A 24,392-nucleotide genomic window follows, 5' to 3' on the forward strand; every position below is an offset into this window, starting at 1 on the left:
CGATCATGACGCGGCGCCACTACATTTTTGCGACGCGGCTGTTCAATCCTTCGTGCGCGCCACGAACCTCCTGAAGGCGGCGATCGCTTCGGCGGAGCGCATGCGCTCCATGAACAAATGGTTCTCCTGATCGATCCGGCGGGTGACGTCCTCGGGCGGCAGCCGGATCAACCGCCGCGAGATCGCGACCGCTTCCGCCGGCAGCGCGCAGATCTCCCGCGCCACCTTGTGCGCCTCGACCTCGGCATGTCCCGGCGCCACCACCGAGTTGACGAAACCGGCGACGCGGGCGTCGTCGGCGGTCATGGTGCGTCCCATCACCAGCATGGCGAAGGCGCGCTGGTGGCCCATGCTGCGCGGCATCAGCAGGCTGGAGGCGCCCTCCGGCACCAGGCCGAAAGTGGTGAACGGGGTCGAGAACTGCGCGGTTTTGCTTGCGAGCACATAATCGCAATGGAACAGCAGCGTCGTGCCGATTCCCATTGCGACGCCATCGACGGCCGCGATGATCGGCTTGGCGTTGTGGGCCAGCGAATACAGGAACTTGACCAGATCGGAGGCGCCCGGCGCCTCGCCGGTCGAGGTGCCCTCGCTCAGGAGGTCCTCGATATCGTTGCCCGCGGTGAACACGCCGGAGCCGCCGGTGACGATCAGGCAGCGGATCTTCGGATTGTTCTGCGCGGTGTCGATCGCAGCGCTCATTGCGCGATACATGTCCTGGGTGATCGCGTTCTTCTTCTCGGGCCGGCGCATCTTGATCAGGCGCGCGGCGCCCTCATCGGTCACGATCACATGCGCAGTCATCACGCGGTCCCTTGCATCAGCGGGTGGCGTCATCGCTGCCGGGCAGTCCAGCTCGTCGCGACAATCCTTACACGAACCTTACATGATCCGGTGCAAGCCCCAAGGGGGTCTGAAGGGCTCCGGAGGGTGTTCCCGTGCATCTTTTCCCCTCGGGCGAGCATGGCGGCGATGCAATGCAGTTAACGAGAAACCCTATCCGGGTGTGGGCAGGTCCGGACTTCGCCGATCGGGGAGGCGCTACAAGCCTTCCGGAACTTCAGCCGTCTCGTGCTTCGGATCATACCAGGCCGCAGCATCGGACCGCCAGATGTGCGCGCGAGCCGGACCCGCGACCGGGGTGTCGAGACATCCCATGCGCAACAGGACGTTCGGCTGCGCGACCCGCTCGGCCATGATGTGCGAGCCGCACCTCGTGCAGAAGCGCCGCTGCTTGCCGGGCGAGGATTCGAACGCGCCCAGCAGCTCTTCGCCGCGGACCCAGCGAAACGACGCGCGCGGCACCGGCATCACGCTCGAAAAAGCTGACCCGTGCGTCTTCCGGCACGTTTGGCAATGGCAATGAACGAACGCTGCGGGCTCCGCGTCGACTTCATAGGCGACGGCCCCGCACAGGCAACTCCCGGTCAACATCGCAAGATCCTCGCGTGCAAGATCCTCGCGTGCAAGACCTGTTCGCTATCGCGGCCAACATGATCTGTCAAAACCGCCGCCTGCGTCACGCTGCGTGTCGCGGTGACGCAGAAGCTCCGCTTCAATTCGGCTGAAGCCACATGCGTCGAAGGTCAGGTCATATCGGGCAATCGTTGAGTGCCGCGGGCGAGGGCGGTCTCTCGGCAGAACACGGCATCGAATATGGCGATCTCGACAAGAGCGCGTATGTCGCCGAAATGTTCGTGGGACGCCGGCTCTCGCCCTTCCTGGCCCTTCCAGGCATCTTGCAGACCGGTTCCGTGCTCGTGCAAATCCGTGACCCGGCGTGATCGCCTGTTGCCTTCATTTGGGCACCTATGAGAAGACTACTGCGTTCGGGAAGGATGCCAAGGCGGCCATCGCAGGGGGCCTGCAGTTGACGGATCGATCCCACGAGACTTCGCAAGGCGTGACTTCGCAAGACGTGGATTTGCGCAACTTCGCCCGCGTTGTTTCAGCCTGCACCTTGGGGCTGTGGGCGTTTGCGGCGGGTCTGCTGATTGGCACCTTCTTCCTGTCGTGATCGAAGCGGATTCGCGAAAGTCCGTGCTCAGTGTGGCGCTGTCATATCAGGTATCCGATTGGAAGCGGGACCAGGCGGAATAGAAAGATCGTCATTCGCCTGCTCGATCGAGGCAGGGGCAGCCGCGAAATGATGTCGGGCCATATTGATCGCCTGTTCTCCGACGACCATGCCCAACAAGCCGACCAGCGCGATCAATGGCGGGGCCGGCGAGCGAACCTGGACGAGGCCGTAAGCGATACCTGCCGCAGCACCCATCAGCAGGGAAACCAGATAGCCGATCATGGTCACCTCCTATGTCTGCGGTTGAAGCACGATGCGACCTGCGACGCCCGCCGCGACCTTGCGGTAGGCCTCCTCGGCCTGAGTGAGCCCGCAGGTTTCCGCGATCGGTGCCGCGCGATAGTCGCCGGCGACGAACCCCGGGGTGAGCGCGTCGAGCACGTCAGCTGACGCTGCAAGGTCTCTCTTCAATGTATCCACGCCGAACAGCCGGCTTTCGTTGTGGTAGAAGTCAGCGAGGTCGAAGCTCACCTCGCGCTGACCGGTCGCGGAGATCTCGACGAGCCGCCCCCTGAGTGCCAGACTGTTGACGGCATTGAGGAACATGACGCCGCCGACGAGATCGAACACGACATCGGCCCCCTTACCGCCAGTGGCTCTGCGAATGTCCGCCGGCAGGTCGTTTGAACCGATGATCAGCTTCTCCGCAATGTCATGGATCGGCGCGTCCGGATGCGGCGCATGCCTGTCGATACCGATCACGCGGGCGCCACGGCGCTTTGCGATCTGGGCTGCGGCACCACCGACGCCGCCGCCGGCGCCGATCAGCACCATGGTTTCGCCGGCCGTCAGGCCGGCGGCCTCGATGCCGCACCAGGCGGCAACATAATTGACACCGACTGACGCGGCCTGCTCGAAGCTGAGATTGTCCGGCTTGCGTCTGAGGCTCGCAACCGGCACGGCGAGAAATTCGGCGTGGGTGCCGTCGCGGGTGAACCCGACATCGCCGCCGGTGCCCCAGACGGCAGCGCCGAGCCATTCCGAAGGCCCGGCTTCGACCACGCCGGCATAATCCCGTCCGGGGATGCGCGGCAGTGTGGTCTGGCTCATGGCTCCCGCCACGTTCTTGACGTCGCTCGGGTTGATGGAGGCCGCCATCACGCGGACCAGCGCCATGTCACGGCCGGCGGCGGGCCTAGCGACTTCGGTCAGTTTCAGAACCGAGGGATCGCCAAAGGCTTCGAATTGGATGGCACGCATTGTTGGCTCCTTATTTTCTACGAGAGAAAATGGAGAACCGCCTGCAGATCGGAAAGGGCCGAGAAAGCATGCTATGTTTCCGCTGAGTGGAAGCATGGAGCCTGCCTTGGCGGATAGCATTGGAGATATCGAGCTGTTCTGTGCGATCGTCGAAGCCGGTGGAATCTCCGCGGGCGCCACGGCGCTGCGCTCCTCACCGCCGGCCGTCAGCCGCCGGCTTTCAGCGCTGGAGGATCGCCTCGGCGTGCGGCTCGCCGAGCGCAACGCGCGACGGTTTCGCCTGACCGAAGAGGGCGCGCTGTTCTACGAGCATTGCAGGAAGCTTCTTGCGACCATGCACGACGTCGAAGCCGAGGTCTCCGCCCGCGGCGCGACCGCCCGCGGACTGCTGAAGGTCGGTGCACCGATGGAGCTTGGCCGCAGGCGGATCGCGCCGTTGCTGGCGGAATTCGCCGCCCGGCATCCGGGACTGGAAGCCCATCTGGTTCTCTCTGACGCCGGCCTTGAGGTCGGGCAGGACGGCATCGACGTCGCGCTGCGCGTTGACCGGCCCGACAATCCCGCCGTCATGACCCGCAAGATCGCAGCAACCCCGCGCGTCCTTTGCGCCGCGCCTTCGTATCTCGCCGATCGCGGCATGCCCGAGCGGCCAGCGGATCTGGCACGGCATGAGTGCCTGCGCCTTGCCCGCCGACATTACCTGCATGACCGCTGGCGGTTTCGCACCGACAGCGGCGTGGAGGAGATCGTCGCCGGTGGCCATCTCTCGAGCAGCAGCGGCGACGTGCTTCATGGCTGGGCGCTTGACGGCCGGGGCCTTTCGTTCGAGGCGTTATGGGATGTCGCCGATGATCTCGAAGCAGGCCGTCTCGTTGCGTGCCTCGCCGATTACGCCAGCGACGAGATCGAATTGTTCGCGACGTTTCAACCTGGCCACCCGGTGCCACCGCGCGTGCGGCTGTTTGTGGATTTCATGGCCGCGTCGCGTCTGAGATAGCTAGACGCGGACTCATTGAGCCGCAGCCATAGCCTAATTGACGCGAGTTCAACGAAGGCAAGGTAGTAGACGCAATGCTCTCGGCCCGGCCCCGGCTTACGGGCAGAAGCAGACATCACCCGTCGACTCCCCCCGCTGAATCCGTCGAGAATGAACCCAAAGCGGACGTGTTTGAGAGCCCAGAAGTTGCCATTTCTACGAGAACTCGCGTATGCTTTACGTGCAGGATCGTAGTGTGAGAAATCCAAATGGCGATGGAGCTGAGGGGCGCGAGAGGCGAGGGATTTGCGACGATTGCCGCTGATGGTCGCGTGTTAGATTCCTGGTTCCTTCAGCTGCGCCTGGTCGCGGAGGCCGACAAGGCGGCAGCGGTACGGCTGACGAAGGACGAGATCATCAGATCGTTGGGTGAGTCGGCAGACGGATATGCGCGACATGACGACATCCGCAATGTCGATATCGTTCCAATCCATACAGAAATTGACTCCCTTGCATCTGCGCCAACTGATGTGCACGACGCATATCTTCGCCTCCATCTCCTGAGCCACCGGCTCGTCCAGCCTAATTGCCTGAACCTTGACGGAATTTTCAGTCTGTTACCTAACGTTGCCTGGACGACATTCGGTCCCTGCGAATGCTCTCGTGTATCGGAAGCGCGAATCGTAGCGCGAAAACGTGGCCTTGGGTTTGAGGTGACAGGCGTGGATAAATTTCCGCGCATGACTGATTATGTGACGCCTGCGGACGTGAGAATTGCAGATGCGGATCGCGTAAGGCTCGGAGCCTACCTGGCTCCGGGCACGACCGTCATGCACGAAGGCTTTTGCAATTTTAATGCGGGTACGCTCGGTCCCTGCATGGTCGAAGGCCGGATAAGCGCTGGTGTGGTTGTGGGAAGTGGCAGCGACGTTGGTGGCGGAGCGTCGATCATGGGCACTCTGTCCGGAGGAGGGAAAGAGAGGAATACAGTTGGTGAGCGCTGCCTGATCGGAGCCAACGCCGGTATCGGCATTTCATTGGGTGACGATTGTATCGTCGAAGCGGGCTGTTACGTCACGGCAGGCGCGCGCATCCTTTTGGAAGATGGTCGAGTCCTGAAAGCCAAAGAACTCTCAGGCCAGAAGGGCCTTCTTTTCCGTCGTAATTCCCAGAGCGGCGCTCTTGAGGCAACCAGACGTACCCCAAATTGGGACGGCCTCAACTCGCAACTTCACAGCTAGAGCGTTTTCGAGCGAAGTGGACACCGGTTCGCGTAAAGAAAACGCGTCAAAACAAAAATCTAGAGCTTCGGTTCTGATTCAATCAGAACCGAAAAGCTCTAGGCAACTCACTCGAAGAAGTCGTTGGCGACAATTGTGGCCGTCAACGATGTCGCCTTCTGGCCCCTCGCGTCATTTGCTGCTGTCGCACAAAGCGGTCGTTGTCGGAGCGAAGCGGACATCATGCGAGCAGCTTATGAGTCGCGCCTTGGCTGATCCGCAGTCAGCCGCCCCACACGGTGGCTTCGGTCCAACCGAGCTCGGCGAACTCGTCGGCCCTGAGCGGCGCTTCTCCGGCGGCGAAGAACTCGTCGAGCTGCGGCGGCTTGACCGCCGTTGCGGACAGCATGGCGTGAGCCTGGCCGCGATGATGGATGTCGTGCTGGAACAGGTGCATCAGCAGGCGGTCGCGCCGCTCGGTCTGCACCTTGGTGTCGCGATTGATCCGCACGATATCGTTGAGTAGGTCGGGCGTCAGCGCATCGCAGACTGCGATCAGGCGCTGGTCGATCGCGCGCTGCGCCGGCTTGAGTTCGGCAACCGACGGGCAGGGCACCTCGTTCGCCCACGCCTTCGGCCCGAGCCATCCGCCTTCCAGCGCGTCGACGTAGAACAGGTCGACGACGTAGATGTGGTTCAAGGTCTGCTGCAGGCTCGGGAAGAACCCGGTGCGCGCGGCGGCAAACTCCGCCTGGCTGAGGTCGGCGCACGCAGTGAGAAGACGGTGGTTAGCCCACGCGTTGTTGTGGGCAAAGGCGCGGTAGGTCTGAACGAGGCCGGCGGGCATCTCTCGTCACCTGGCTTGTTGCGTGCGGGTTCATTAGCACGGATGTCTTGAAAAGACGCGCGCTTCGCTGTCGCGGTGGCGCATCTGCCGGCGAGTGGCGATGCCGAAGCACTGATTTGCCCGATATGGCAAGGTCCCGCTTAACTGTCGTCCCGGGCTTGACCCGGGACCCATAACCACAAATGCCAATTGCTGCGCGACGCTGTGGCCCCAGCTCATCTCACAACGAACGCCTGTGGTTATGGGTCCCTGCTTCCGCAGGGACGACATACGGTGAGAGCCGTACTCAAAATTCGGCCTGCCGCTGCGCGAAGATCGCGACGCCGCCGAATCATTTACCCCAGCAACACCGCATCCGCGCCGTTCACAGCCTCGGCGCCGTCGGTCACCGTCTTCTCCAGCGACGGCGCCTGCACGGCGAGGTTCTCGGCAAAGAAGCGCGCCAGTCCGACGTAGCGCTGCGGCTCGGCTTCGCCATTGGCCTTCGCGGCCAGCGCTTCGCCGGCCAGCATACAGCCGCCGAGCGTGGCGCCGAACAGCCGCAGATAAGGCGTCGCGCCGGCGAGCGCATCGTTCGGCGCGGCCGCCAAGCGTTCGAGCAGCCATTTGCTGGCGCGATCGAGTGAAGCGAGCGCGTCGCGCAGCTTTGGGCCTGTGGTGCCGAAGGCCGGATCGTTGGAGGCTTCGACCTGCTTGACGGTTGCCGAGAGTTCGTCGAGCAGCGCCCACACCGAGGCGCCGCCATTGGCGCCGAGCTTGCGGGTGACGAGGTCGATCGACTGGATGCCGTTGGTGCCTTCATAGATCGAGGTGATGCGGGCGTCGCGATAATGCTGCGCGGCGCCGGTCTCCTCGATAAAGCCCATGCCGCCATGGACCTGGACGCCGAGATAGGAGACCTCGTTGCCGATGTCGGTGGAGAACGCCTTGGCGATCGGCGTCAGCAGCGCGCCGCGCGCAGCGGCGTCGGCCCGCACCTTGGCGTCCGTGGCGCGCACTGAGACGTCGAGCGCGACCGCGGTGGCGTAGCAGATCGAGCGCGCCGCCGCCGTCATCGAGCGCATCTGCATCAGCATGCGCTTGACGTCGGGATGCACGATGATCGGATCCATGCCGTCGCCCTTCTTGCCGGCGGCCTTGCCCTGGCGTCGTTCTTGCGCATAGGCCAGCGCCTGCTGATAGGCGCGGTCGGCAATACCGACGCCTTCGAGGCCGACGCCGAGCCGGGCCTGGTTCATCATCGTGAACATGCAGCGCATGCCCTGGTTTTCTTCGCCGATCAGATAGCCGATCGCGCCGCCCTTATCGCCCATCGTCATGGTGCAGGTGGGGGAGGCGTGCATGCCGAGCTTGTGCTCGACGCCGGAGGCATGGATGTCGTTGCGGTCGCCGAGCGAGCCGTCGGCCTTGACCAGGAATTTCGGAACAAGAAAGAGAGAAATCCCCTTGGTGCCGGCGGGCGCATCGGGCAATCGTGCGAGCACGAAATGCACGATGTTGTCGGTCATGTCGTGCTCGCCATAGGTGATGAAGATCTTGGTGCCCTTGATGCGGTAGGTGCCGTCGGGCTGCTTTTCGGCGCGGGTGCGCAGCGCGCCGACATCGGAGCCGGCGTTGGGCTCGGTGAGCTGCATCGTGCCGGTCCATGCGCCGGTGACGAGCTTCTCCAGGTAGATGGTCTTGAGTTCGTCGCTGCCATGGGCGTCGAGCGCCTCGATCGCGGACAGCGTCAGCAGCGGGCAGAGGCCGAAGGCGACGTTCGAGGCGCTCCAGATCTCGGTGCAGGCGGCGTTGATCGCGAGCGGCAGGCCCTGGCCGCCGAACGCCTCCGGTCCCGACACCCCGTTCCAGCCCGCGGCGGTCCAGCGCTGATACGCGTCGGGCCAACCGGGCGCCGTCGTCACCTTGCCGTTGTCAAGCTTGATGCCGTGCTCGTCGCCGACCTTGTTCAGCGGTGCCAGCACGTCACCGGCGAACTTGCCGGCTTCCTCCAGCACGGCGGCGGTGATGTCGGCGTCGAAATCGCCGTAATGGCCGGCCTTGACGGCGGCAGCCAGGCCCGCGCCGTGATTGAGGGACAACAGGATATCGTTGATCGGCGCACGGTAGGTCATGGCGTTACTCCCGACGAAGCGTTTGGCAACCGTCTTCCCACGAAAGCCGCCGCCTCTCAACTCTCCGAACGGACGCCGCGCGGTCCGTTTCGGCCACGAGAGCGTTTTCCAGCGAAGTGGATACCGGTTCGCGTCGAGAAAACGCGTCAAAACGAGAATCTAGAGCTCCGTTCCGATTTCATCGGAACGGAAACAGCTCTAGGACGACACTCTATATTTGGGGGACGGCAGCCGGCCGGCCGCTTTCGCGGGATTTCGCGCGTCCCCCTGTTGAAATCGGGGGCCTCACTCTATAGACCGGCGGTGCCCTCGATCGGCACGTTGGGGCGTAGCCAAGCGGTAAGGCAGCGGATTTTGATTCCGCCATTCGGAGGTTCGATCCCTCCCGCCCCAGCCATCCATAGTTGAATTTGGAGAATTTCCTTCTCCATGGGAGAAGCGCCTGCTAAATGCGGGCTTTTCTGACTCCGAATAGTCTCTGGAGACCGATGATCGAACTTTTAGCCCCTGGAATTCTCAAAAGTCTCCGGGTAACTCCTAGAAAATTCCCGTTTTTTGGAGGCTGGCTTCAGAGATCGGAGAAGAAATCCACTGCGCGCTGGGGGCGGCATCGGCTCGCGCCTTTTTGGGCGGCTCACTCTCGACATCGGGCGGGTGAGTCTCAAGCTGAATCGCTTTGAGAGCGCAGATGGAAATCGATCTTTGATGAAGAAGAGATCCAGTGACCCCTCGTGACCGTACCGCGACTAGCATGCACTCAAGTCGGACTATGCCATCGCGAGCTTCGCCTTGGTCTCGTGAAGTGTTCAAGGGCAGCTGTGCATTGATAAGGTTTGGTCACAAAGCTCATCAGTTGATCAGAGGCGAACTCGTTCCATAACAGCTGATTGGCGAATGGCTGCCGTTGGCGCAAAGCGGCCGTAACCATGCATGTCCGATGATGGGGATGGGACACAAATGCGACGCCTTCCATTAGGATGCCGCGCGATCGGCGCGGCATCTATCTTGGTTTAAAGAAGGCAGCGAGCACTCAATGCGCCAGCGGATCCGAGCGCAGCTGCAACTTGTAGACGCGAGGCTGTTCGGATTTTCCGTTTTCGGCGTGGAACACGGTACGCGTGCCCGATGTCGTCCACAATGCGCGGCCTTTCCAGCCGGTGTTTTGGTCATCAATGCGGCCGTCGACGTTTTTGGTGAAGAAGGCCGCCGGGTACGGCACGTGGAACTGCAGCATCTTGCCGTCGACAAGTGCGGTAATCGCCTCGCCGCCATTGGTCATGGCCAGCGGCACATTCTCGCCGAGTCCGAAGGTGTTGAAGCGATCGACCCAGACATAATAGGCGTGATTGGCACTGCCTTTGTTATCAACCCCCTCAAACTGCGGGCCAGGAAACCGGTAGAGCGTCCAGCCTTCGTAACATTGCTCACCGGTTACAGCCGCAGCTCCGGTCAGAGCGGCCTTGCACTTCGAACGGTCAAAGCTCGCCAGATGTCCGCTCGACAACGCGGTCCAGACGATTCCTCTGGCGTCGAGATCAATGCCACGCGGCCCCCATGTTCCTGGCGGCGGCTGGAAAAGCTCGGCTAAGCCGGTATTGGTGGGATCGGAGCCGGGATTGAAGTGAACAAGGTAGCCGGGCTGATCGAGGTTGGAAAAGCCACTGTCCATCGACTGGCCCCAGATGGTGTCATCGATGGGACTCGCCTGCACGCCGTACCAGCCGGCGACAACGCGTTTCTGCTTGGCAAGATCGACCGGCTGCCCGATCTCTACATAGGCGCCGCGCTTCCCCCAGCCGGGAACGTCGACGATGAGCGGCGCCCACCCTTGAGACGCCTTGGCATCGTGCGTCTCCAGGTATCTCTTGGTGTTGAGCCAGCCGACCGCGGGGAAGCCCGCTCCGCCAGCGCTCGTCCACAAGGTGTTGTTGGCGTCGTGACCGAAATAAAGGTGCTGCGTCGTGAAGCAGGTCGGAATGAGCTCGAATTGTTTCGTCGCCGGGTCGTAAAGCGACAGGTGCCGCACCGATTGATCGAGCGGCACCACCTTGGCCGACGGATGGTCGCCTCCGGCCTTGCACCAGTCGGGATTGGCCGGGCCGCGGACGCGGGCCGCAAACCAGACGCGATTGGCACCGTCGATGATCAGGTTGTGGTTGGACGTGTGGCCGTCCCAGATCGGTGTGTCGCCCCAAAAGACCGAAGTGCCGAGCGGATCGTCGGCAACCGACGGCGTGCCTGGCATGAACGGGTGCTCGACGTTCCAGGTCTTGTTGTTGACGGGATCGAGAACCGGCACGAGATCGGTGGATTCTTCCGGGGAGCCATAAATAAACCCGTTCGCGTTGACACGCGGATCGCGCTTGTCGGTCGAAATGGCGTCGTGCATGTAGTGGGTTGGCGACGCCCAGTCCCATAGCGTGACCACAACATTGCGTTCCACGCCAGTGGGCCGCTGAGGTTTGCTCGATGGCAACTGGCCCTTGGCGATTCGATCGGTCCAATCGGCGAACAGCGACAGGCCGAGGTCGGGCCCGATGCGGGCGATGCCTATTGCCATGCGGGTCATTGCTTGACCGGACTGGATACGCCGCGTCCACATCTCGGTCGAGTCCTTGAACTCTCCCAGTTCCTTCACATGGGGCGAGCGGATATTCTCGCTGCCGAGTGCGTGGCACGACTGACATGTGTTCTTGACGAGATCAATCCAATTTCCCTGGTTTTTCATGAACGTCGGGATGTGGTTGCCCTTGTCGCCCGTTCCTGGAAATTGGTCGGCCGCAGGGATCTTCAGCATCGAGTACCAGTACATACCAGGATAATACTTCGCAGCATCGGCTGCCGTCGGGGCCACCGCCGCCTTCAACGCCAGCTGCTGTCCCGGCTCCGCATCAACGCGGGTTGAATCAACGAGACCGTAGCCACGGACCCAGACCTTGTATTTGGCTCGCGGAAGGTCAGGGATTACGTAACGGCCAGTATCATCGGTGACGACGATCTTGGCGTACCTGGTTGGAAGGTCGGTCGTCTCCGCGATCACCCACACGCCCGCCTCGGGACCCGCGGTGCTCGTCACAATGCCGCCGATGTCAGTCGAGCCAATAGCGACCGGCCTGGTTGATTGGGCGGATTGAATGGTTTGCGCCAAAGAAGCAGATCCCATCGACAACAATGGGATGAAGCCATACAGCGCGATTACCGAAAAGCGCCACGGCGCCCTCTTTATCGACAGCGTCATATTCCCCCCGGATAGCGCTTATTTTTGAAGACGAGACGTTCTTTTGTTATGCCACAAACGCTTAACCGAGAACAGTGCGCGGTTGGCGGGTCTTGGCACGCGCCGCTTCGCCGACGCTGATGGTCTGCGGCGACAGTCCGGAACTGGTGGATTTTGTTGCAAAAGTCGGCAGTGACTGGTGATGTGGCTCGACCATTTCACTTGGGGTAACGGGGTTTGGTCCCGCGACCCGGACACTCTCTACGCAACTTTTACGCTACGCAGTACACAGAGCCTGAGCGGGTGGCGGTCGCGCAAGCAGCGATGCGAGCCGCCGTAGGTTCTGAGCAATAGCGGCCAGAACAAACTCGTCCTGAGCGCCTCGTGGACCGCGTAGTCGGAGCCGACCGAGCTTCAGGATACGCTTCAAGTGTGCGAACCTCATCTCGATCTTCTTGCGCTCATGCCGCGACTGCTCGAAGCCCTTGGTGCCAGCCAACGAACGGGCCACGTCTCGAGCGTGCTCATGGATATCGCGTGGGATCTTGCGTGATGGTTCCTTTGGGCAGCACTGCGGTTTGAGCGGGCATGCATTGCAGTCGAGCTTGCTTGCGCGATACAGAAGGGTCTTGCCCTCGTGCACGGTACCGCTCGTCCCAAGCCGCTTTCCGCCCGGGCAGTCGTAGACGTCGCTGGTCGGGTCATATCGAAAGTCGCTGCGCGAGAAGGTGCCGTCATCCCGCTTCGACTTGTCGAACACGGGGATATGTGGCGCGATGCCTTTCTCCTCGACCAGCCAGTTCAGCATCGGAGCTGCCCCGTAGGCGGTATCTCCGATCAGCCGCTCCGGCTTGAGGCCGAAGCGCTCCTCTGTTCGCTCGATCATGGTCTTCGCCGCCCCGACCTCAGCCTGGCGAATGGAGCGGGAGGCCTCGACATCAACGATGACGCCGAACTTCACGTCGATGAGATAATTGTCGGAATAAGCGAAGAATGCCGGCCCCTTGTGAGCCCCAGTCCACTGCGCCGCGGGGTCGGATGGCGAAACGAACTTCGGGACAACATCGCTGGCGGCGCCCCACGCCGTATCGTCAAGGGTCGCCAGATACTCCTTCACCGCGCGGCTCGACCTCGCTGGATCACGATCTCTCCGCCAGTCCTGACCTGCGATCGAGCGTTGCTTGTTGGCATCAGCCTGGATCAGGCTCGCATCGACTGCAAAGCCATCGCCGCCAACCAGGCCGGCCGCAATGCACCTCTCGACGACTCGCTCGAACATGTGGCGAAATACTTCTCCCTCGCGGAAGCGCTCGTTGCGGGCGCGCGAAAACGCCGCATGATCCGGGATGGCGTCCTCGATCCCGAGCTTGCAGAACCAGCGATAGGCAAGGTTCACCTGCACTTCACGACAGATCAATCGCTCCGAGCGGATCGCAAAGACATATCCCACGACCAGCATCCGGATCATCAGTTCCGGATCGATCGACGGGCGACCCATGGACGAATAATGAGGTGCTAGTTCACTGCGAAGCCAGGACAGATCGAGAGCAGCGTCGATCTTCCGCACCAAATGATCTTCAGGAACCGCGTCGCCAAGATGAAACTCGTAGAACAGTTGACCTTGGTCACTCTTCACACGGCCCATCATGGATCGACCTCGCCGAGATTCGCGTCAACACAACGGAATCACGGTTCGCGGCTCGTCTCAACCGACTTTTGCAACAAAATCGGCGCAAAGCAGACCCTAGGGGTTGCCTTTCCATAGGATTCTCCCTGTTCTTTGGGCCAAGAGTCCCTGTTCACAATGCTTTCACTGTTCGGATTAGTAGGGAATCTTGAAAGAAGCCGCTGTGGCTCAGTCGTTTCTCGCAGGGTAAGCGGACAGGCCGATCGCCTGGCCAAGAAGGTCCCGATTGAAGTTGCTGACCCCGATGTGACGGGTCTTGCCCGATCTCAAGGTCTCGTTGAGCAGGCCGATCTGATCCGCAAACCGCGCAATGCTTCTGTCATGACGTGGACCGCCGACGGAGATAAGGGCTGGCTGTAAATAAGCGTCCCAAGATTGACCCCTCCATCGCTCGGTAGATCAAAAGCTTGGCTCGCTGATCGGCGTCGGGACCCTACGCCGATTAACAAGCTGAAGGTAAGGAAGTCTGCGAGCCGTCGGTCCCCATTTGCGGTAAACCGCCATCGCCTGTAGCTTGAGTCTGATTTTTAAGACTAGGAGGCTTGAGGTAAGGCGTGAGCGTCGATTTCAAAAAGCTCAGCAGCTTCGTCAAGATCGTCGACACCGGCAGCATGTCGCGCGCCGCGAATACTTTACGGATCGCCCAACCGGCGTTGAGCCAGCAGGTCGCCGCGCTCGAGGCGCATTTCAGGCAGAAGCTGCTTCTGCGCAGCAATCATGGGGTCGCGCCGACGGAAGCCGGCTTTACCTTGTATCGTCATGCCCAGGCGATGCTGAAGCAACTGGAGCAGTCGCAGCGCGACGTGACGCAGGCGACCACTTCCCTGCAGGGGCATGTTTCAGTGGGGCTCGCCACCTTCAGCGGCGCTGCGAATTTTGCCGGGCCCTTGCTGCTCGCGCTTGCGGACAGGCATCCGGACGTCGTGCTGAACATCAGCGACAGTTTTGGCCACGTGCTGAGCGAACTGGTCATCTCCGGCCGGCTCGACATGGCGCTGATCTACAGCTTCGGGGCAATCAAGGGTACGCATTTACAGCCGCTGTTCCGGGAGGAGTTCGTCTTGGTTGCTCCGCGCTCGTTGAAGCTGCCGGGACGGCCGGAGGATCCTCTGGAGCTGGCGGCGCTGCAGGACATCAAGATGCTGCTGCCGAGCAGTTACCATTTCCTGCGCAAGCTGATCGAAGCGTCTTTCGCCCATGTCCGTATCGCGCCTCGCGTCGCGGCCGAGATTGAGTCCCTCACGACGATGCGTGTTGCGCTGGACGCAGCTCTCGGTCCGACCATCCTGCCACGTTCCGCAGCGGAGCAGTTCCTGTCGAGCGAGAACCTGGTGACGCGCCGCCTGATCCGGCCTGCCATCTCCGCGACGATTTCGTTTTGCCAGTCCGACCATCTCCCGCTCTCCGAGGCGGCGCTTGTCGTTCGCGAGATGGTCCTGAAGATGGCGGTGGACTTCGCAGCCGCCGGCGCTACGCCGCCGGTCGATGGCCCGGCAGGTCGAAAGCGCGGCTCACGCCGCGATCCGCTATAAGGATTTGTTATGGCGGTAGAATGAGATCGAAGAAGCCGGCTGTCGATCGATCGTTCTAAGCTCCTCTTCGTCGCTAGCGGGAACGTTTGGACCAAAAGGCTTAAGCCAGGCCGATACCCCTTTGCCGATGTTTGCCGACTTGAAGGAGGGGTGCATGCCGAGTCGTTTCGTCTCCGTTGCCGCAGTCGTGTTCTTCATGCTGTCCTGTTTCGTCGTCTATCCTGCGATGGCGCAATCCGATGTCGTGCGCATCGGCATCGTCAGCCCCAATACCGGCGCGGCGGCCCGCTACGGCGCCTTCGCCTGGCGGGGCGCACAACTGGCCCGCGACGAGATCAATGCCGCGGGCGGCATGAACGGCAAGAAGGTCGAGCTGTTTCAGGGGGACAGTCAGTGCATCCCGACCGAGGGCGTATCCTCGGTGCAGCGCATGATTGCGCAGGACAAGGTCCGCTTTGTGATCGGCGACGTCTGCAGTTCGGTCACGATCGCGATGCAGCCCGTGGCAGAGAATGCCGGCGTCCTGCTTGTCAACGCCGCCTCGTCCAATCCTGACATCACCTACAAGGCCGGCGTCGGCGGCTACAAATGGTCGTTCCGCAACTATCCGACCGACGAAAACCGCGCCTCGGTCGTGCTCAAATATGCGACCGAGCAAAAGAAGATCAAAAAGTTCGCGGTCCTGTCGGTCGACAGCGACTATGGCCGCGGTGCGATCGCGTTGACCAAGAAATATCTTGGCGAGTTCGGCGCCGAGATCGTCAGCGAGGACTATTACAAGGACAAGGAAGCCGATTTCCGCCCGGTTCTGGCCAACATCCGCCGCTCGGGCGCCGGCGCCATCATCATGTATGGGCTTGCCGATACGACGCCGATCATCGGCCGCCAGATGGTCGAGGCCGGACTGGCCGGCAAGGTCATCCTGATCGGCAGCGCCGAGTTCAACAATCCCGAGGCGATCAAGATCGCTCCGACAGCACTGAACGGCGCAGTCGAGGCCGCCGCCTATATGCCCGAATGGGATACGCCAAAGAATCATGAATTTGTCGCGGCCTATCGCAAGACCTACGACGGCGAGACGCCGAATGTCCACGCCTATGCCTATTGGGAGACGTTGCGGCTGGTGGCTGCTGCTGCCAAGGAAGCCAAGAGCGACAATCAGGACGACATTCGCAAGGCGCTTTCGACGATGACCTATGAGGGAGTCATGGGCAAAGTGACCTTCGACGATCACAACCAGGCCAATCTGCCGATGATCCTGTTCGAAATCATCGACGGCAAACCTGTGATCAAGGGCACGTTCAACACCCAGATCAAATATTCGGCTCGCTGAGCAGATCGCCGCCGTAACGGCAGGAGATATGGATCATGACAGAGTTGCTGGTCGAGCAGATCATCAACGGGATCGTCGCGGGCTCCGTCTACGCCCTGGTCGCCGCCGGGATGACAATGATCTTCGGGGTGCTGCGCGCAATCAACTTCGCCCATGGCGAATATTACATGCTGGGCACGTTCTCGGCCTGGTACGTCATCACCAAGCTTAATGTTTCCTACCCGGTGGCGATCATCCTGGCGGTGATCATTACCATGGGCATCGCGGCGGTCATTGGCCGGCTGGTGATGCAGGGGCTTGTCACGGCGCCGTTCCAGTCCGGCGTGCTCGCCACGCTCGGCCTGTCGCTGATCCTGCAGAACCTGATCATCATCACCTTCGGCGGTACCTACAAGATTTTTCCGGGCGGCTGGCTCGAGCCGGTATTCTTCGGCGACATCAGCCTTGCCTGGCAGCGCATCATCATCGTGCTGGTGACGATCGGAGTGTTCATTGCCCTCGAGTTTCTGGTCCGGCGCACCCGCATGGGCAAGGCGATGCGCGCGGTCTCGCAGAACACGGCGTGTTGTCTGGTCAACGGCATCGATATCGAGCGGGTGGTGCTCGGCACCTTCGTGCTCGGCGGCGGGCTGGCGGCGCTGTCCGGTGTGCTGACGGGGCCGATCAATGTCACGGTCTATGGCGGCATGGGCGAGGCCATCACGCTCAAGACCTTCGCAGTCATCGTCATGGGCGGCATGGGCAATGTGCGGGGCACGCTGATCGCGGGCTGGATTCTCGGTATCGCCGAAAGCTTCGTGGCCGGCTTTATCGGGCTGCAATATCGCGACGCGGTCGGATTCGTCATCCTGATCGGAATGCTGATGGTCCGTCCGACCGGATTCTTCAGCGTCCAGTCCAGGTTCTAGGGGGCAGACGATGACGGCCAACTCGACATCCCTGCAGGCCACCGACGCACGCATCGCCTCCCGGACAACCTCGCGGCTGCTGGGTCTGGTGATCCTCGTCGCGCTTCTCGGCGCGCCCTTCGTGCTCGACAACTACTACCTGCATGCCGTGATCATCTCGATGATCTTCCTGCTGCCCGCGCACGGGTTGAACCTGATCGTCGGGTATATGGGGATGCTCTCGCTGGCTCAGGGAGCGTTCTTCGGCATCGGTTCCTATGTCTCGGCCCTGGCGGCGATGCATTTCGGCACGCCGTTCTACGTCAATTTCATTCTGGCCGGCGTTGTGACCGGGCTGATCGCGCTGCCGCTCGGGATTCCAGCGCTGAGGCTCCGGACCTATTCCTTCGTGATGTGCACGCTCGGCCTTGTCGTCATCGGCGAGGCCGTAGCGAAGAACTGGGTCGGCTTGACGCGCGGCGACATGGGTCTGTCCGGCGTTCCGCAACCGGTGCTCGGTTTCGGCGCCCATCCTTTCACCGTCACCACCATCACTGGGTATTACTATCTCTATCTGGCGATCGCGGTGCTGATGACCGGGTTGTTCTATGCCCTGGTCACCTCGCCGGCCGGCCGCAGCATGATCGCGATCCGCGACAACGAGATCCAGGCCGAGGCGCTCGGCATCCCGACCTGGAACTACAAGCTCGTCGTCTTCACGATCAGCGCGGCCTTTGCCGGTTTCGGTGGCAGCCTCTACGCCCACTATCTCACGACGGTCAGCCCGCTGACCTTCCAGATGTTCTACTCGACCACGATCCTGATTATCGTGCTTGGCGGCGGCGCGGGGTCGATCCGGGGCGTTGTGGTCGGAAGCGTCGTCTTTGTCGCCGTCTCCGAGGCGCTGCGCATCTCGCCCGAATACCGCATGGTGATGTACGGCCTGGTGCTGCTGTTGCTGGTGTTCTGGCTCCCCAACGGCCTGACGCCGCTGATCGACCGCGGGCTCGCGATGTTGTCGGGACCGCGCAAATGAATTCGCTGTCTCTCGTCCGTGGCAAGCCGCTTCTGACCGTTCGTGGCCTTCGCAAGAGCTATGGCGCAGTGCAGGCGGTGCGTGGCATTGACCTCGATGTCCGGGAGCGTGAACTCTGCTGCCTCATGGGCCCCAACGGCTCCGGCAAGTCGACCTTCTTCGATTGCGTGACCGGCCTGCAGCGGGCCGATGCAGGCACGGTCCATCTCGACGGTGTCGACATCACGGGTTGGCCGATGCACCGCATTGCCCATGAAGGCAAGATGCTGCGCAGCTTCCAGAAGACGGTCGTCTTCACCACCATGACGCCGGAAGAGAACCTGATTGCGGCCGGGCAGATGTTCGATTTCCCGAACCTGCTCTCGACCTTCTCGCCCGGGCCGGGTTCGCGGCGTCGAGTCGCACGGCTTCGGGAGCGCGCCAACCATCTGATCGAGATGGTCGGCCTGTCGCATGTACGTGACCAGAATGCTGGAAAACTTTCCTTTGGACAGCAGAAGCTGCTGCAATTCGCCTCCAGCCTGATGCCAGAGCCTCGGCTGATCCTGCTGGACGAACCGCTCGCAGGCGTCAATCCGGTGCTGATCGAGCGCATCCTCGACAGCATCCGCAACGTCAATCGGGAACTCGGCATCACTTTCATCGTCGTCGAGCACAACATCGACGCGATGATGAGTCTTTGCCAGCGCGTGGTCGTGCTGGATCAGGGCGCGCTGCTCGACCAGGGCGATCCGGAGACGATCATGCGCAGCCAGAAGGTTGTGGAGGCTTATCTTGGCGGTTGATCCCAATCTTTCGATCGAGGGGCTGCGCGCCGGCTACGGTGCGATCGACATCCTCAACGGCGTCGATCTCACCGTGCATCCCGGCGACTTCATCGCGCTGATGGGACCGAACGGCGCCGGCAAGTCGACCTTGCTCATGACCATCTTCGGCATGACCACCTTCAAGCAAGGCATGATTCGCTGGCGGGGGAAGAACATCGGCGGGGCCAAACCGCAATCGATCCTTTCCCAGGGCATCGGTATCGTGCCGCAGGGCCGCTGCAATTTTCCGCTGATGAGCGTCGACGAAAATCTGGAGATGGCGGGCTACATCGTTCGTGACCGCGAGGTGAGGGCAGAGCTGGATTATGTCTTCGAACTGTTTCCGATCCTGAAAGCGCGGCGCTACCAGCTCGCCGGCAACCTTTCGGGCGGCGAGCAGCAATTGCTCGAAACCGCTATGGCGGTGTTGCGCAAGCCAGAGATCGTGCTGATCGACGAGCCCTCCGTCGGGCTATCGCCGCAGGCGATCACCATCGTGTTTAACGAGCTGAAGCGCCTGCATGCCGATGGCCGCGCCATACTCCTGGTCGAGCAGAACACGCGCAAGGCGATGGAGGTCGCCGAACGCGCCGTCGTGCTGCGCCTCGGCAAGGTCATCTGGGACGGGCGCACCAGCGACATCACTCACGCCGAACTTGGGCAGCTTTTCATGACAGGTCAGATCGGAAACCAGGTTGAGGCACCTACGGGGCCCATCGCTTAGAAAGTAACGCGCGGCCCCATCGAGGGGCCGGCACATCCAGGACGCAAGTCGACACCGCGCGCCACCGCAGGCCGGAGGCGCGACGGAGCATTATTGGCGTGACGAAGCAAGAACGGACACTATGATGGCTAGGTTAGCATTCGACACCGGCGGTACTTTCACCGATTTCGCGCTCATTGACGATCTCGGCATACTGCATTTGCACAAGGTGCTGAGCACGCCGGCAAACCCGGCGGCTGCCGTCGTCCAGGGCGTCGGCGAACTCCTGGTGCGACCAGGCGTAAAGTCCTCCAAGGACAATCTGCAGATCCTGGGCGCGACCACGGTGGTCACCAATGCCGTGCTGGAACGCAAAGGTGTGGAGACGGCTTTCCTCACAACGGATGGTTTCCAGGATCTGCTCCGGATTCGCACCGAGGGACGCTACGACCTCTATGATCTGAAGATCGCATATCCCGCGCCGCTGGTGCCACGCGATTGCTGCTTTGGCATCGTCGAGCGCATGGCGGCGGATGGGCGCGCCATCACGCCGCTCGACGAGAGCAGCGTCGGCCTCATCGCCGCGGAATTGAGGGCGCGGGGACTTACCTCGGTCGCCGTCTGTCTGCTGCATTCCTACAAATTCCCGGAACATGAGCAGAAGGTCGGGGCGCTGTTGGCCGCGGCCGGACCGGAGCTTTCGGTTTCGCTATCCTCCGATGTCTGCCCGGAGATCCGCGAATATGATCGCGCCTCAACGACGGTGGTCAACGCATACACGCGGCCCCTGATGACGCAGCACGTCGAGCGACTCGAGGCCGATCTGCGCAAGGACGGGATCGTCTCCCGGATGCTCTGGATGACGTCCAGCGGCGGCGTTGTGCCGAGCGCCACCGCGTCGCGCACACCGGTGCGGCTGATCGAATCGGGGCCTGCGGCCGGGGCGGTTGCGGCGGCGGAATATGCCCGCCAGGTCAATGAGGCGAGCGTCATGTCCTTCGACATGGGAGGCACCACGGCCAAGCTCTGCCTGGTGCCGAATGGCGAGCCGATGATCGGTGGCGAACTCGAGATCGCCCGTCACGAACGCTTCCACCGCGGCAGCGGCTTTCCGCTTAAGATCCAGTCCATCCAGATGATCGAGATCGGGGCAGGTGGCGGCTCCATCGCCTCGCGCAATCGTCTCGGCCTGCTTCAGGTCGGGCCGCATAGCGCCGGCGCCGTTCCAGGCCCGGCCTGCTACGGGCGCGGCGGCGCCAGGCCGACCGTCACCGATGCCGATGTGCTGCTCGGCTATATCGGCGCCGACTCGTTTCTCGGTGGCGAATTCCAGCTCGACGCCGGCAAGGCACGCACCGCGATTGCCGAACTGGCGGAGTCCCTCGGTGTCACGCCCGAACGCTGCGCCTGGGGCATCCACGATCTCGTCAATGGCACGATGGCGGAAGCAGCGACCATGCACGCGGCCGACTATGGCGTCGATCCCAGCACGCTGCCGGTCATCGCCTTCGGCGGCGCCGGCCCGGTCCATGCCTATGGCGTGGCCTGCAAGCTCAATGCGAAGAAGGTCGTCTGCCCCGCCGGCGCGGGCGTGACCTCTGCCGTAGGTCTGCTGATTGCGCCGGTCGCGGTGGACGTCTCCGCGAGCCTGCCGATGCGGCTCGACCGCTGGGACGCCGACGCGGTGCGCGATGTCTTCGCAAGGCTCGAAAAGGACGGTCGCGAGGTCGTGCTGCAGGCGGAGGTGAATGCCGATGGCATCTCCTACGCTCGCACGGCAGATCTGCGCTATGTCGGACAGGGTCACGAAATCAGCGTGGCGCTGCCGCCGCTCGACTTCGGCGCAGATGCTTTCGTCGATGAGCTGTTCGCCCGGTTTGAGACGAACTATGCCGCACTGTTCGGCCGCACCGTCGCGAACTCGCCGGTCGAGGCCATCACCTGGCGGTTGCGCGCCAGCGGACCCAAGGGCGCGCCCGCGAAAACCGCGACCAAGACTGTCCGGGGCTCGGCGCGGGACGCACTGAAGACGCACCGGCCGGTGTATTTCGACGAGACGCAGAGCTTCGTCACCACTCCGGTCTACGATTACTACGCCCTGCCGCAGGACGTCGAAATCAAGGGCCCGGCGATCGTCGAGCAGGTGGAATCGACCATCGTCGTCGGCCCACGCGGCACGGCCCATGTCGATGCCCGTGGCAATCTCATCATGCACATCCAGTGAGGAGCGCGACCATGGCTCGCCAACAGATCGATTTCAACGATCCCATCACCCTGCAGGTTCTCTGGAACCGGCTGATCTTCATCGCCGATCAAGCCGACCGCGCACTGGGACGCACCGCCTTCTCGCCCGTCGTACGCGAGAACCACGATTATGTCACCGTGCTGATGGACGCCAAAGGTCGGGCGTTGGCGCAATGCACTTGGGCGATCCCGGTCTTCATCACCTCGCTGCCAATGGCCGCCCAGCATTATTTCCTGCCAGCTTTTCCGCCCGAGACGCTGGAGCCGGGCGACGTACTCCTGACCAATGACCCTCTGATCGGCACCGGCCATTTGCCCGACATGGTGATGATCACGCCGATCTTCCACAAGGGAAAGCTGATCGGCTATTCTGGCAGCATCGCCCATATGCCCGATATCGGCGGCCGGCCCTATTCGCCTGAGTCCACCGACATCTTCGAGGAGGGTGTGCGCCTCCCGATCCTGAAGCTCTACAAGGCCGGCAAACCGACGCAGGAGGTGTTCGACATCATCGGCGCCAGTGTCCGCCTGCCGCGCGAGGTGCTGGGCGACATCGAAAGCATGGTCTCAGCCAACGACGTGATGGCCCGCGAACTGGTGCGTTTCCTCGAAGAATACGGGCTCGACGATGTCGAGGATCTGGGCACCGCCATCCACAGCAGGTCGGAAGCCCATATGCGCCAGGCGATCTCGCGCTGGCCGGCCGGTGAATACAGTTCCGAGGTCACGCTCGACGGCTACAACAGCGAGGTCACGCTGAAGTGCAACGTCAAGGTCGAGTCCGGCGCGATCCATGTCGATTATGCCGGCACATCCGCGCAGGTGCTCCACGCCATCAACGTGCGAAAGCACTACCGCTACGCCCACACGGTCTATGCGCTGAAATGCCTGCTCGATCCCGAAACGCCGAACAATGAAGGCTGCATGCTGCCGATCACCGACGAGGCGCCAATGGGCTCGATCCTCAATCCGCGCAACACAGCCGCCGGCAATCTGCGCAATCTCATCGGCCACGTTATTCCGAGCCTGATTTTCCGAGCGCTGCAAGGCGTCGTGCCGGACAAGGTCCAGGGCGACAGTGGCGGCGCGCCGATCTGGGGTGTTAACTGCCAAGGCCAGAATGAACTCGGCGAGCAATATGGCGCGGCGCAAAATCTGCACGGTGGGCAGGGCGGACGTTCCACGGCTGACGGCATCGATACACTCAGCTTCCCCTCCAATTGCCGCATTACTCCGGCCGAAATGTACGAACTCGCCGTTCCTGCCTTAATCGAATGCAAGGAACTGATCCCCGATTCCGGCGGGCCCGGGCAGTTCCGGGGGGGGCTCGGTCAACGCCTGGTCTTCCGCAACATCTCGTCAGGGCAGATGAACATCTATCTCGCTAGCGAGCATGTGAAGAATCCCTGCTTCGGCGTCGTCGGCGGCAAGGATGGCCGGGCCGGCCATGTCCTCAAGAATGGCGAGCCTGTTTTCGCCAAGGGTCACATCCCACTCGAGCCCGGCGCGAGGCTGACAGTGGAGTTGCCCGGCGGCGGTGGCTGGGGCGATCCGGCCAACCGCTCGCGCGAATTGATCACCGAGGATATCCGCCTAGGCCTGGTGACCAGCGAATGCGCGAAAGCCGATTACGGCTATGCCGCCAAATGACCGCTGCCAAGCTTTACGAGGAGACGACCATGTCAAGACTGAACGGGCGCGTCGCGATCGTGACCGGCGCTGGAACCGGCATCGGACGCGAGATCGCGCGCCAGCTGGCGGAGGAGGGCGCCTCTGTGGTCCTTGTCGGCCGCAGGCTCGCACTTCTGCAGGACGCGGCTGATGCGATCACTGCCGCTGGCGGTCGGGCTTTTGCCCGCGCTGCCGACATCACGCAGGCTGAAGCTGTCGAAACCCTGATTGGCTGGGTGAGCGCGGAACTCGGTACCGTCGACATCCTCATCAACAATGCCGGCAGCGCGGTTGGGCCACGCAACCTCGCCTTCATCACGCCGCAGGACTGGCAAGCAACGGTCGATGCCAACCTGACCGCGGTGTACCTGCTGTCGCGCGCGGTGTTGCAGCCAATGATCGACAAGGGCGGCGGCACCATCATCACCGTCTCGTCGGGCGCGGCGCTGCGGCCGAATATGCTGGGCGGTGCGGCTTATGGCGCGGCCAAGGCCGGTGTGCGCAACCTGATGGGCTATCTACACGCCACCTTCCGCAATCAGATGATCCGCGCCACGACGATCACCCCGGGTGAGGTCAACACGCCGATTCTCGACGACCGTCCGCGTCCGCCCACGGCGGAAGAACGCGCCGCCCTGATGCAGCCGGAGGACGTGGCGCAGGCCGTGCTCCTCGCTTGCACCCTGCCGGCGCGCACTGTGATCGAGGAACTGGTGATCGTCCCGACCAAGATGCGCGACCAGTCAGCCGATATCGAACTGGCTCGCTGGTTCGGTGCGCCCGAGGGCGCTGGACCGGCCAAGTCCTGATGACCTGAAGAAGACGACCCTGAAACGATC

22 protein-coding genes and 1 tRNA gene are annotated in these 24,392 nt (G+C 62.3%); 15 read left to right on the top strand and 8 right to left on the bottom strand.

Annotated elements, in window-relative coordinates; translation table 11 throughout:
- Nucleotides 1–42: 42 nt before the first annotated feature.
- Both UP09_RS11605 and UP09_RS11610 read right to left on the bottom strand, forming a co-directional pair.
- Nucleotides 43–804: an enoyl-CoA hydratase-related protein gene (locus UP09_RS11605; RefSeq protein ID WP_044538311.1), complete on the bottom strand. Its 762-nt coding sequence runs from the start codon at nt 802–804 to the stop codon at nt 43–45.
- A 237-nt stretch (nt 805–1,041) separates the two neighbouring features.
- The gene (locus UP09_RS11610) at nt 1,042–1,434 is read right to left on the bottom strand and encodes a GFA family protein (protein ID WP_044538312.1); all 393 of its coding nucleotides are present in this window, start codon (nt 1,432–1,434) and stop codon (nt 1,042–1,044) included.
- Between the two features lie 173 nt (nt 1,435–1,607).
- Between UP09_RS11610 and UP09_RS37540 the strand changes: the two genes are divergently transcribed.
- A complete protein-coding gene (locus UP09_RS37540) occupies nt 1,608–1,784 on the top strand; it encodes a hypothetical protein (RefSeq protein WP_156164560.1) in 177 nt (58 codons plus the stop codon).
- A 17-nt stretch (nt 1,785–1,801) separates the two neighbouring features.
- Entirely contained in the window at nt 1,802–2,017 is a 216-nt protein-coding gene (locus UP09_RS11615; protein WP_044587332.1) for a hypothetical protein, read from the top strand.
- A gap of 27 nt (nt 2,018–2,044) precedes the next feature.
- Here the strand turns inward: UP09_RS11615 and UP09_RS11620 are convergent, their stop codons facing one another.
- Nucleotides 2,045–2,302: a DUF1427 family protein gene (locus UP09_RS11620; RefSeq protein ID WP_044538314.1), complete on the bottom strand. Its 258-nt coding sequence runs from the start codon at nt 2,300–2,302 to the stop codon at nt 2,045–2,047.
- A 9-nt stretch (nt 2,303–2,311) separates the two neighbouring features.
- Complete coding sequence (locus UP09_RS11625) at nt 2,312–3,280, bottom strand: quinone oxidoreductase family protein (RefSeq protein ID WP_044538315.1); 969 nt, start codon at nt 3,278–3,280, stop codon at nt 2,312–2,314.
- Nucleotides 3,281–3,386: 106 nt separating this feature from the next.
- On the opposite strand from UP09_RS11625, the gene UP09_RS11630 reads away from it, so the two are divergent.
- Together UP09_RS11630 and dapD are read left to right on the top strand one after the other, a co-directional pair.
- The gene (locus UP09_RS11630; RefSeq protein WP_044538481.1) at nt 3,387–4,277 is read left to right on the top strand and encodes a LysR family transcriptional regulator; all 891 of its coding nucleotides are present in this window, start codon (nt 3,387–3,389) and stop codon (nt 4,275–4,277) included.
- Nucleotides 4,278–4,525: 248 nt separating this feature from the next.
- Nucleotides 4,526–5,497 carry a 2,3,4,5-tetrahydropyridine-2,6-dicarboxylate N-succinyltransferase gene (dapD, locus tag UP09_RS11635; protein WP_044538316.1) on the top strand — a complete coding sequence of 324 codons (972 nt, stop codon included), beginning with the start codon at nt 4,526–4,528 and terminating at the stop codon, nt 5,495–5,497.
- Nucleotides 5,498–5,759: 262 nt separating this feature from the next.
- Here the strand turns inward: dapD and UP09_RS11640 are convergent, their stop codons facing one another.
- Together UP09_RS11640 and UP09_RS11645 are read right to left on the bottom strand one after the other, a co-directional pair.
- Nucleotides 5,760–6,323 (bottom strand): DinB family protein, encoded by a 564-nt coding sequence (locus UP09_RS11640; RefSeq protein WP_044538317.1) that lies wholly within the window; start codon nt 6,321–6,323, stop codon nt 5,760–5,762.
- Nucleotides 6,324–6,658: 335 nt separating this feature from the next.
- Complete coding sequence (locus tag UP09_RS11645; RefSeq protein ID WP_044538318.1) at nt 6,659–8,437, bottom strand: acyl-CoA dehydrogenase family protein; 1,779 nt, start codon at nt 8,435–8,437, stop codon at nt 6,659–6,661.
- A 322-nt stretch (nt 8,438–8,759) separates the two neighbouring features.
- Between UP09_RS11645 and UP09_RS11650 the strand changes: the two genes are divergently transcribed.
- Nucleotides 8,760–8,834: transfer RNA gene (locus UP09_RS11650), tRNA-Gln, on the top strand.
- Between the two features lie 633 nt (nt 8,835–9,467).
- On the opposite strand, the gene UP09_RS11655 is transcribed toward UP09_RS11650, so the two are convergent.
- Nucleotides 9,468–11,675: a carboxypeptidase-like regulatory domain-containing protein gene (locus tag UP09_RS11655; RefSeq protein WP_044538319.1), complete on the bottom strand. Its 2,208-nt coding sequence runs from the start codon at nt 11,673–11,675 to the stop codon at nt 9,468–9,470.
- Between the two features lie 256 nt (nt 11,676–11,931).
- Nucleotides 11,932–13,302 carry an IS1182 family transposase gene (locus tag UP09_RS11660; protein WP_044538320.1) on the bottom strand — a complete coding sequence of 457 codons (1,371 nt, stop codon included), beginning with the start codon at nt 13,300–13,302 and terminating at the stop codon, nt 11,932–11,934.
- A 156-nt stretch (nt 13,303–13,458) separates the two neighbouring features.
- On the opposite strand from UP09_RS11660, the gene UP09_RS37550 reads away from it, so the two are divergent.
- The 10 genes from UP09_RS37550 (at nt 13,459) to UP09_RS11705 (ending at nt 24,362) form a co-directional block, all read left to right on the top strand.
- Nucleotides 13,459–13,701: a hypothetical protein gene (locus UP09_RS37550; protein ID WP_156164561.1), complete on the top strand. Its 243-nt coding sequence runs from the start codon at nt 13,459–13,461 to the stop codon at nt 13,699–13,701.
- Between the two features lie 194 nt (nt 13,702–13,895).
- Nucleotides 13,896–14,873 (top strand): LysR substrate-binding domain-containing protein, encoded by a 978-nt coding sequence (locus tag UP09_RS11665; protein WP_063840140.1) that lies wholly within the window; start codon nt 13,896–13,898, stop codon nt 14,871–14,873.
- Between the two features lie 154 nt (nt 14,874–15,027).
- Nucleotides 15,028–16,206, top strand: coding sequence for an ABC transporter substrate-binding protein (locus tag UP09_RS11670; protein WP_156164562.1), 1,179 nt, complete (start codon nt 15,028–15,030; stop codon nt 16,204–16,206).
- A 35-nt stretch (nt 16,207–16,241) separates the two neighbouring features.
- Complete coding sequence (locus tag UP09_RS11675) at nt 16,242–17,114, top strand: branched-chain amino acid ABC transporter permease (RefSeq protein WP_044538321.1); 873 nt, start codon at nt 16,242–16,244, stop codon at nt 17,112–17,114.
- Nucleotides 17,115–17,124: 10 nt separating this feature from the next.
- The gene (locus UP09_RS11680; protein WP_052833062.1) at nt 17,125–18,129 is read left to right on the top strand and encodes a branched-chain amino acid ABC transporter permease; all 1,005 of its coding nucleotides are present in this window, start codon (nt 17,125–17,127) and stop codon (nt 18,127–18,129) included.
- Nucleotides 18,126–18,914, top strand: a complete 789-nt coding sequence (locus tag UP09_RS11685) for an ABC transporter ATP-binding protein (protein ID WP_044538322.1) — start codon at nt 18,126–18,128, stop codon at nt 18,912–18,914. Before UP09_RS11680 ends, UP09_RS11685 begins: the two co-directional genes overlap by 4 nt.
- A complete protein-coding gene (locus UP09_RS11690; RefSeq protein WP_044538323.1) occupies nt 18,904–19,659 on the top strand; it encodes a branched-chain amino acid ABC transporter ATP-binding protein in 756 nt (251 codons plus the stop codon). The genes UP09_RS11685 and UP09_RS11690 overlap by 11 nt, the downstream gene beginning before the upstream one ends.
- Before the next feature lie 124 nt (nt 19,660–19,783).
- Entirely contained in the window at nt 19,784–21,862 is a 2,079-nt protein-coding gene (locus UP09_RS11695) for a hydantoinase/oxoprolinase family protein (RefSeq protein ID WP_044538485.1), read from the top strand.
- Between the two features lie 11 nt (nt 21,863–21,873).
- Nucleotides 21,874–23,532 (top strand): hydantoinase B/oxoprolinase family protein, encoded by a 1,659-nt coding sequence (locus UP09_RS11700; RefSeq protein WP_044538324.1) that lies wholly within the window; start codon nt 21,874–21,876, stop codon nt 23,530–23,532.
- A 29-nt stretch (nt 23,533–23,561) separates the two neighbouring features.
- The gene (locus tag UP09_RS11705) at nt 23,562–24,362 is read left to right on the top strand and encodes an SDR family oxidoreductase (RefSeq protein WP_044538486.1); all 801 of its coding nucleotides are present in this window, start codon (nt 23,562–23,564) and stop codon (nt 24,360–24,362) included.
- Nucleotides 24,363–24,392 lie beyond the last annotated feature (30 nt).

It is taken from the genome of Bradyrhizobium sp. LTSP885 (assembly GCF_000938305.1).
Taxonomy (GTDB): Bacteria; Pseudomonadota; Alphaproteobacteria; order Rhizobiales; family Xanthobacteraceae; genus Bradyrhizobium.

Bases quoted from the DNA above. Each gene is read 5' to 3' on its own strand.
- UP09_RS11610 (WP_044538312.1), bottom strand. From the start codon at position 1,434: ATGTTGACCGGGAGTTGCCTGTGCGGGGCCGTCGCCTATGAAGTCGAC.
- UP09_RS11660 (WP_044538320.1), bottom strand. From the start codon at position 13,302: ATGATGGGCCGTGTGAAGAGTGACCAAGGTCAACTGTTCTACGAGTTT.
- UP09_RS11680 (WP_052833062.1), top strand. From the start codon at position 17,125: ATGACGGCCAACTCGACATCCCTGCAGGCCACCGACGCACGCATCGCC.
- UP09_RS11675 (WP_044538321.1), top strand. From the start codon at position 16,242: ATGACAGAGTTGCTGGTCGAGCAGATCATCAACGGGATCGTCGCGGGC.
- UP09_RS11620 (WP_044538314.1), bottom strand. From the start codon at position 2,302: ATGATCGGCTATCTGGTTTCCCTGCTGATGGGTGCTGCGGCAGGTATC.
- UP09_RS11700 (WP_044538324.1), top strand. From the start codon at position 21,874: ATGGCTCGCCAACAGATCGATTTCAACGATCCCATCACCCTGCAGGTT.
- UP09_RS11655 (WP_044538319.1), bottom strand. From the start codon at position 11,675: ATGACGCTGTCGATAAAGAGGGCGCCGTGGCGCTTTTCGGTAATCGCG.
- dapD (WP_044538316.1), top strand. From the start codon at position 4,526: ATGGCGATGGAGCTGAGGGGCGCGAGAGGCGAGGGATTTGCGACGATT.
- UP09_RS11625 (WP_044538315.1), bottom strand. From the start codon at position 3,280: ATGCGTGCCATCCAATTCGAAGCCTTTGGCGATCCCTCGGTTCTGAAA.
- UP09_RS11605 (WP_044538311.1), bottom strand. From the start codon at position 804: ATGACTGCGCATGTGATCGTGACCGATGAGGGCGCCGCGCGCCTGATC.
- UP09_RS11640 (WP_044538317.1), bottom strand. From the start codon at position 6,323: ATGCCCGCCGGCCTCGTTCAGACCTACCGCGCCTTTGCCCACAACAAC.
- UP09_RS11645 (WP_044538318.1), bottom strand. From the start codon at position 8,437: ATGACCTACCGTGCGCCGATCAACGATATCCTGTTGTCCCTCAATCAC.
- UP09_RS11695 (WP_044538485.1), top strand. From the start codon at position 19,784: ATGGCTAGGTTAGCATTCGACACCGGCGGTACTTTCACCGATTTCGCG.
- UP09_RS37550 (WP_156164561.1), top strand. From the start codon at position 13,459: ATGCTTTCACTGTTCGGATTAGTAGGGAATCTTGAAAGAAGCCGCTGT.
- UP09_RS11705 (WP_044538486.1), top strand. From the start codon at position 23,562: ATGTCAAGACTGAACGGGCGCGTCGCGATCGTGACCGGCGCTGGAACC.
- UP09_RS11670 (WP_156164562.1), top strand. From the start codon at position 15,028: ATGCCGAGTCGTTTCGTCTCCGTTGCCGCAGTCGTGTTCTTCATGCTG.
- UP09_RS11685 (WP_044538322.1), top strand. From the start codon at position 18,126: ATGAATTCGCTGTCTCTCGTCCGTGGCAAGCCGCTTCTGACCGTTCGT.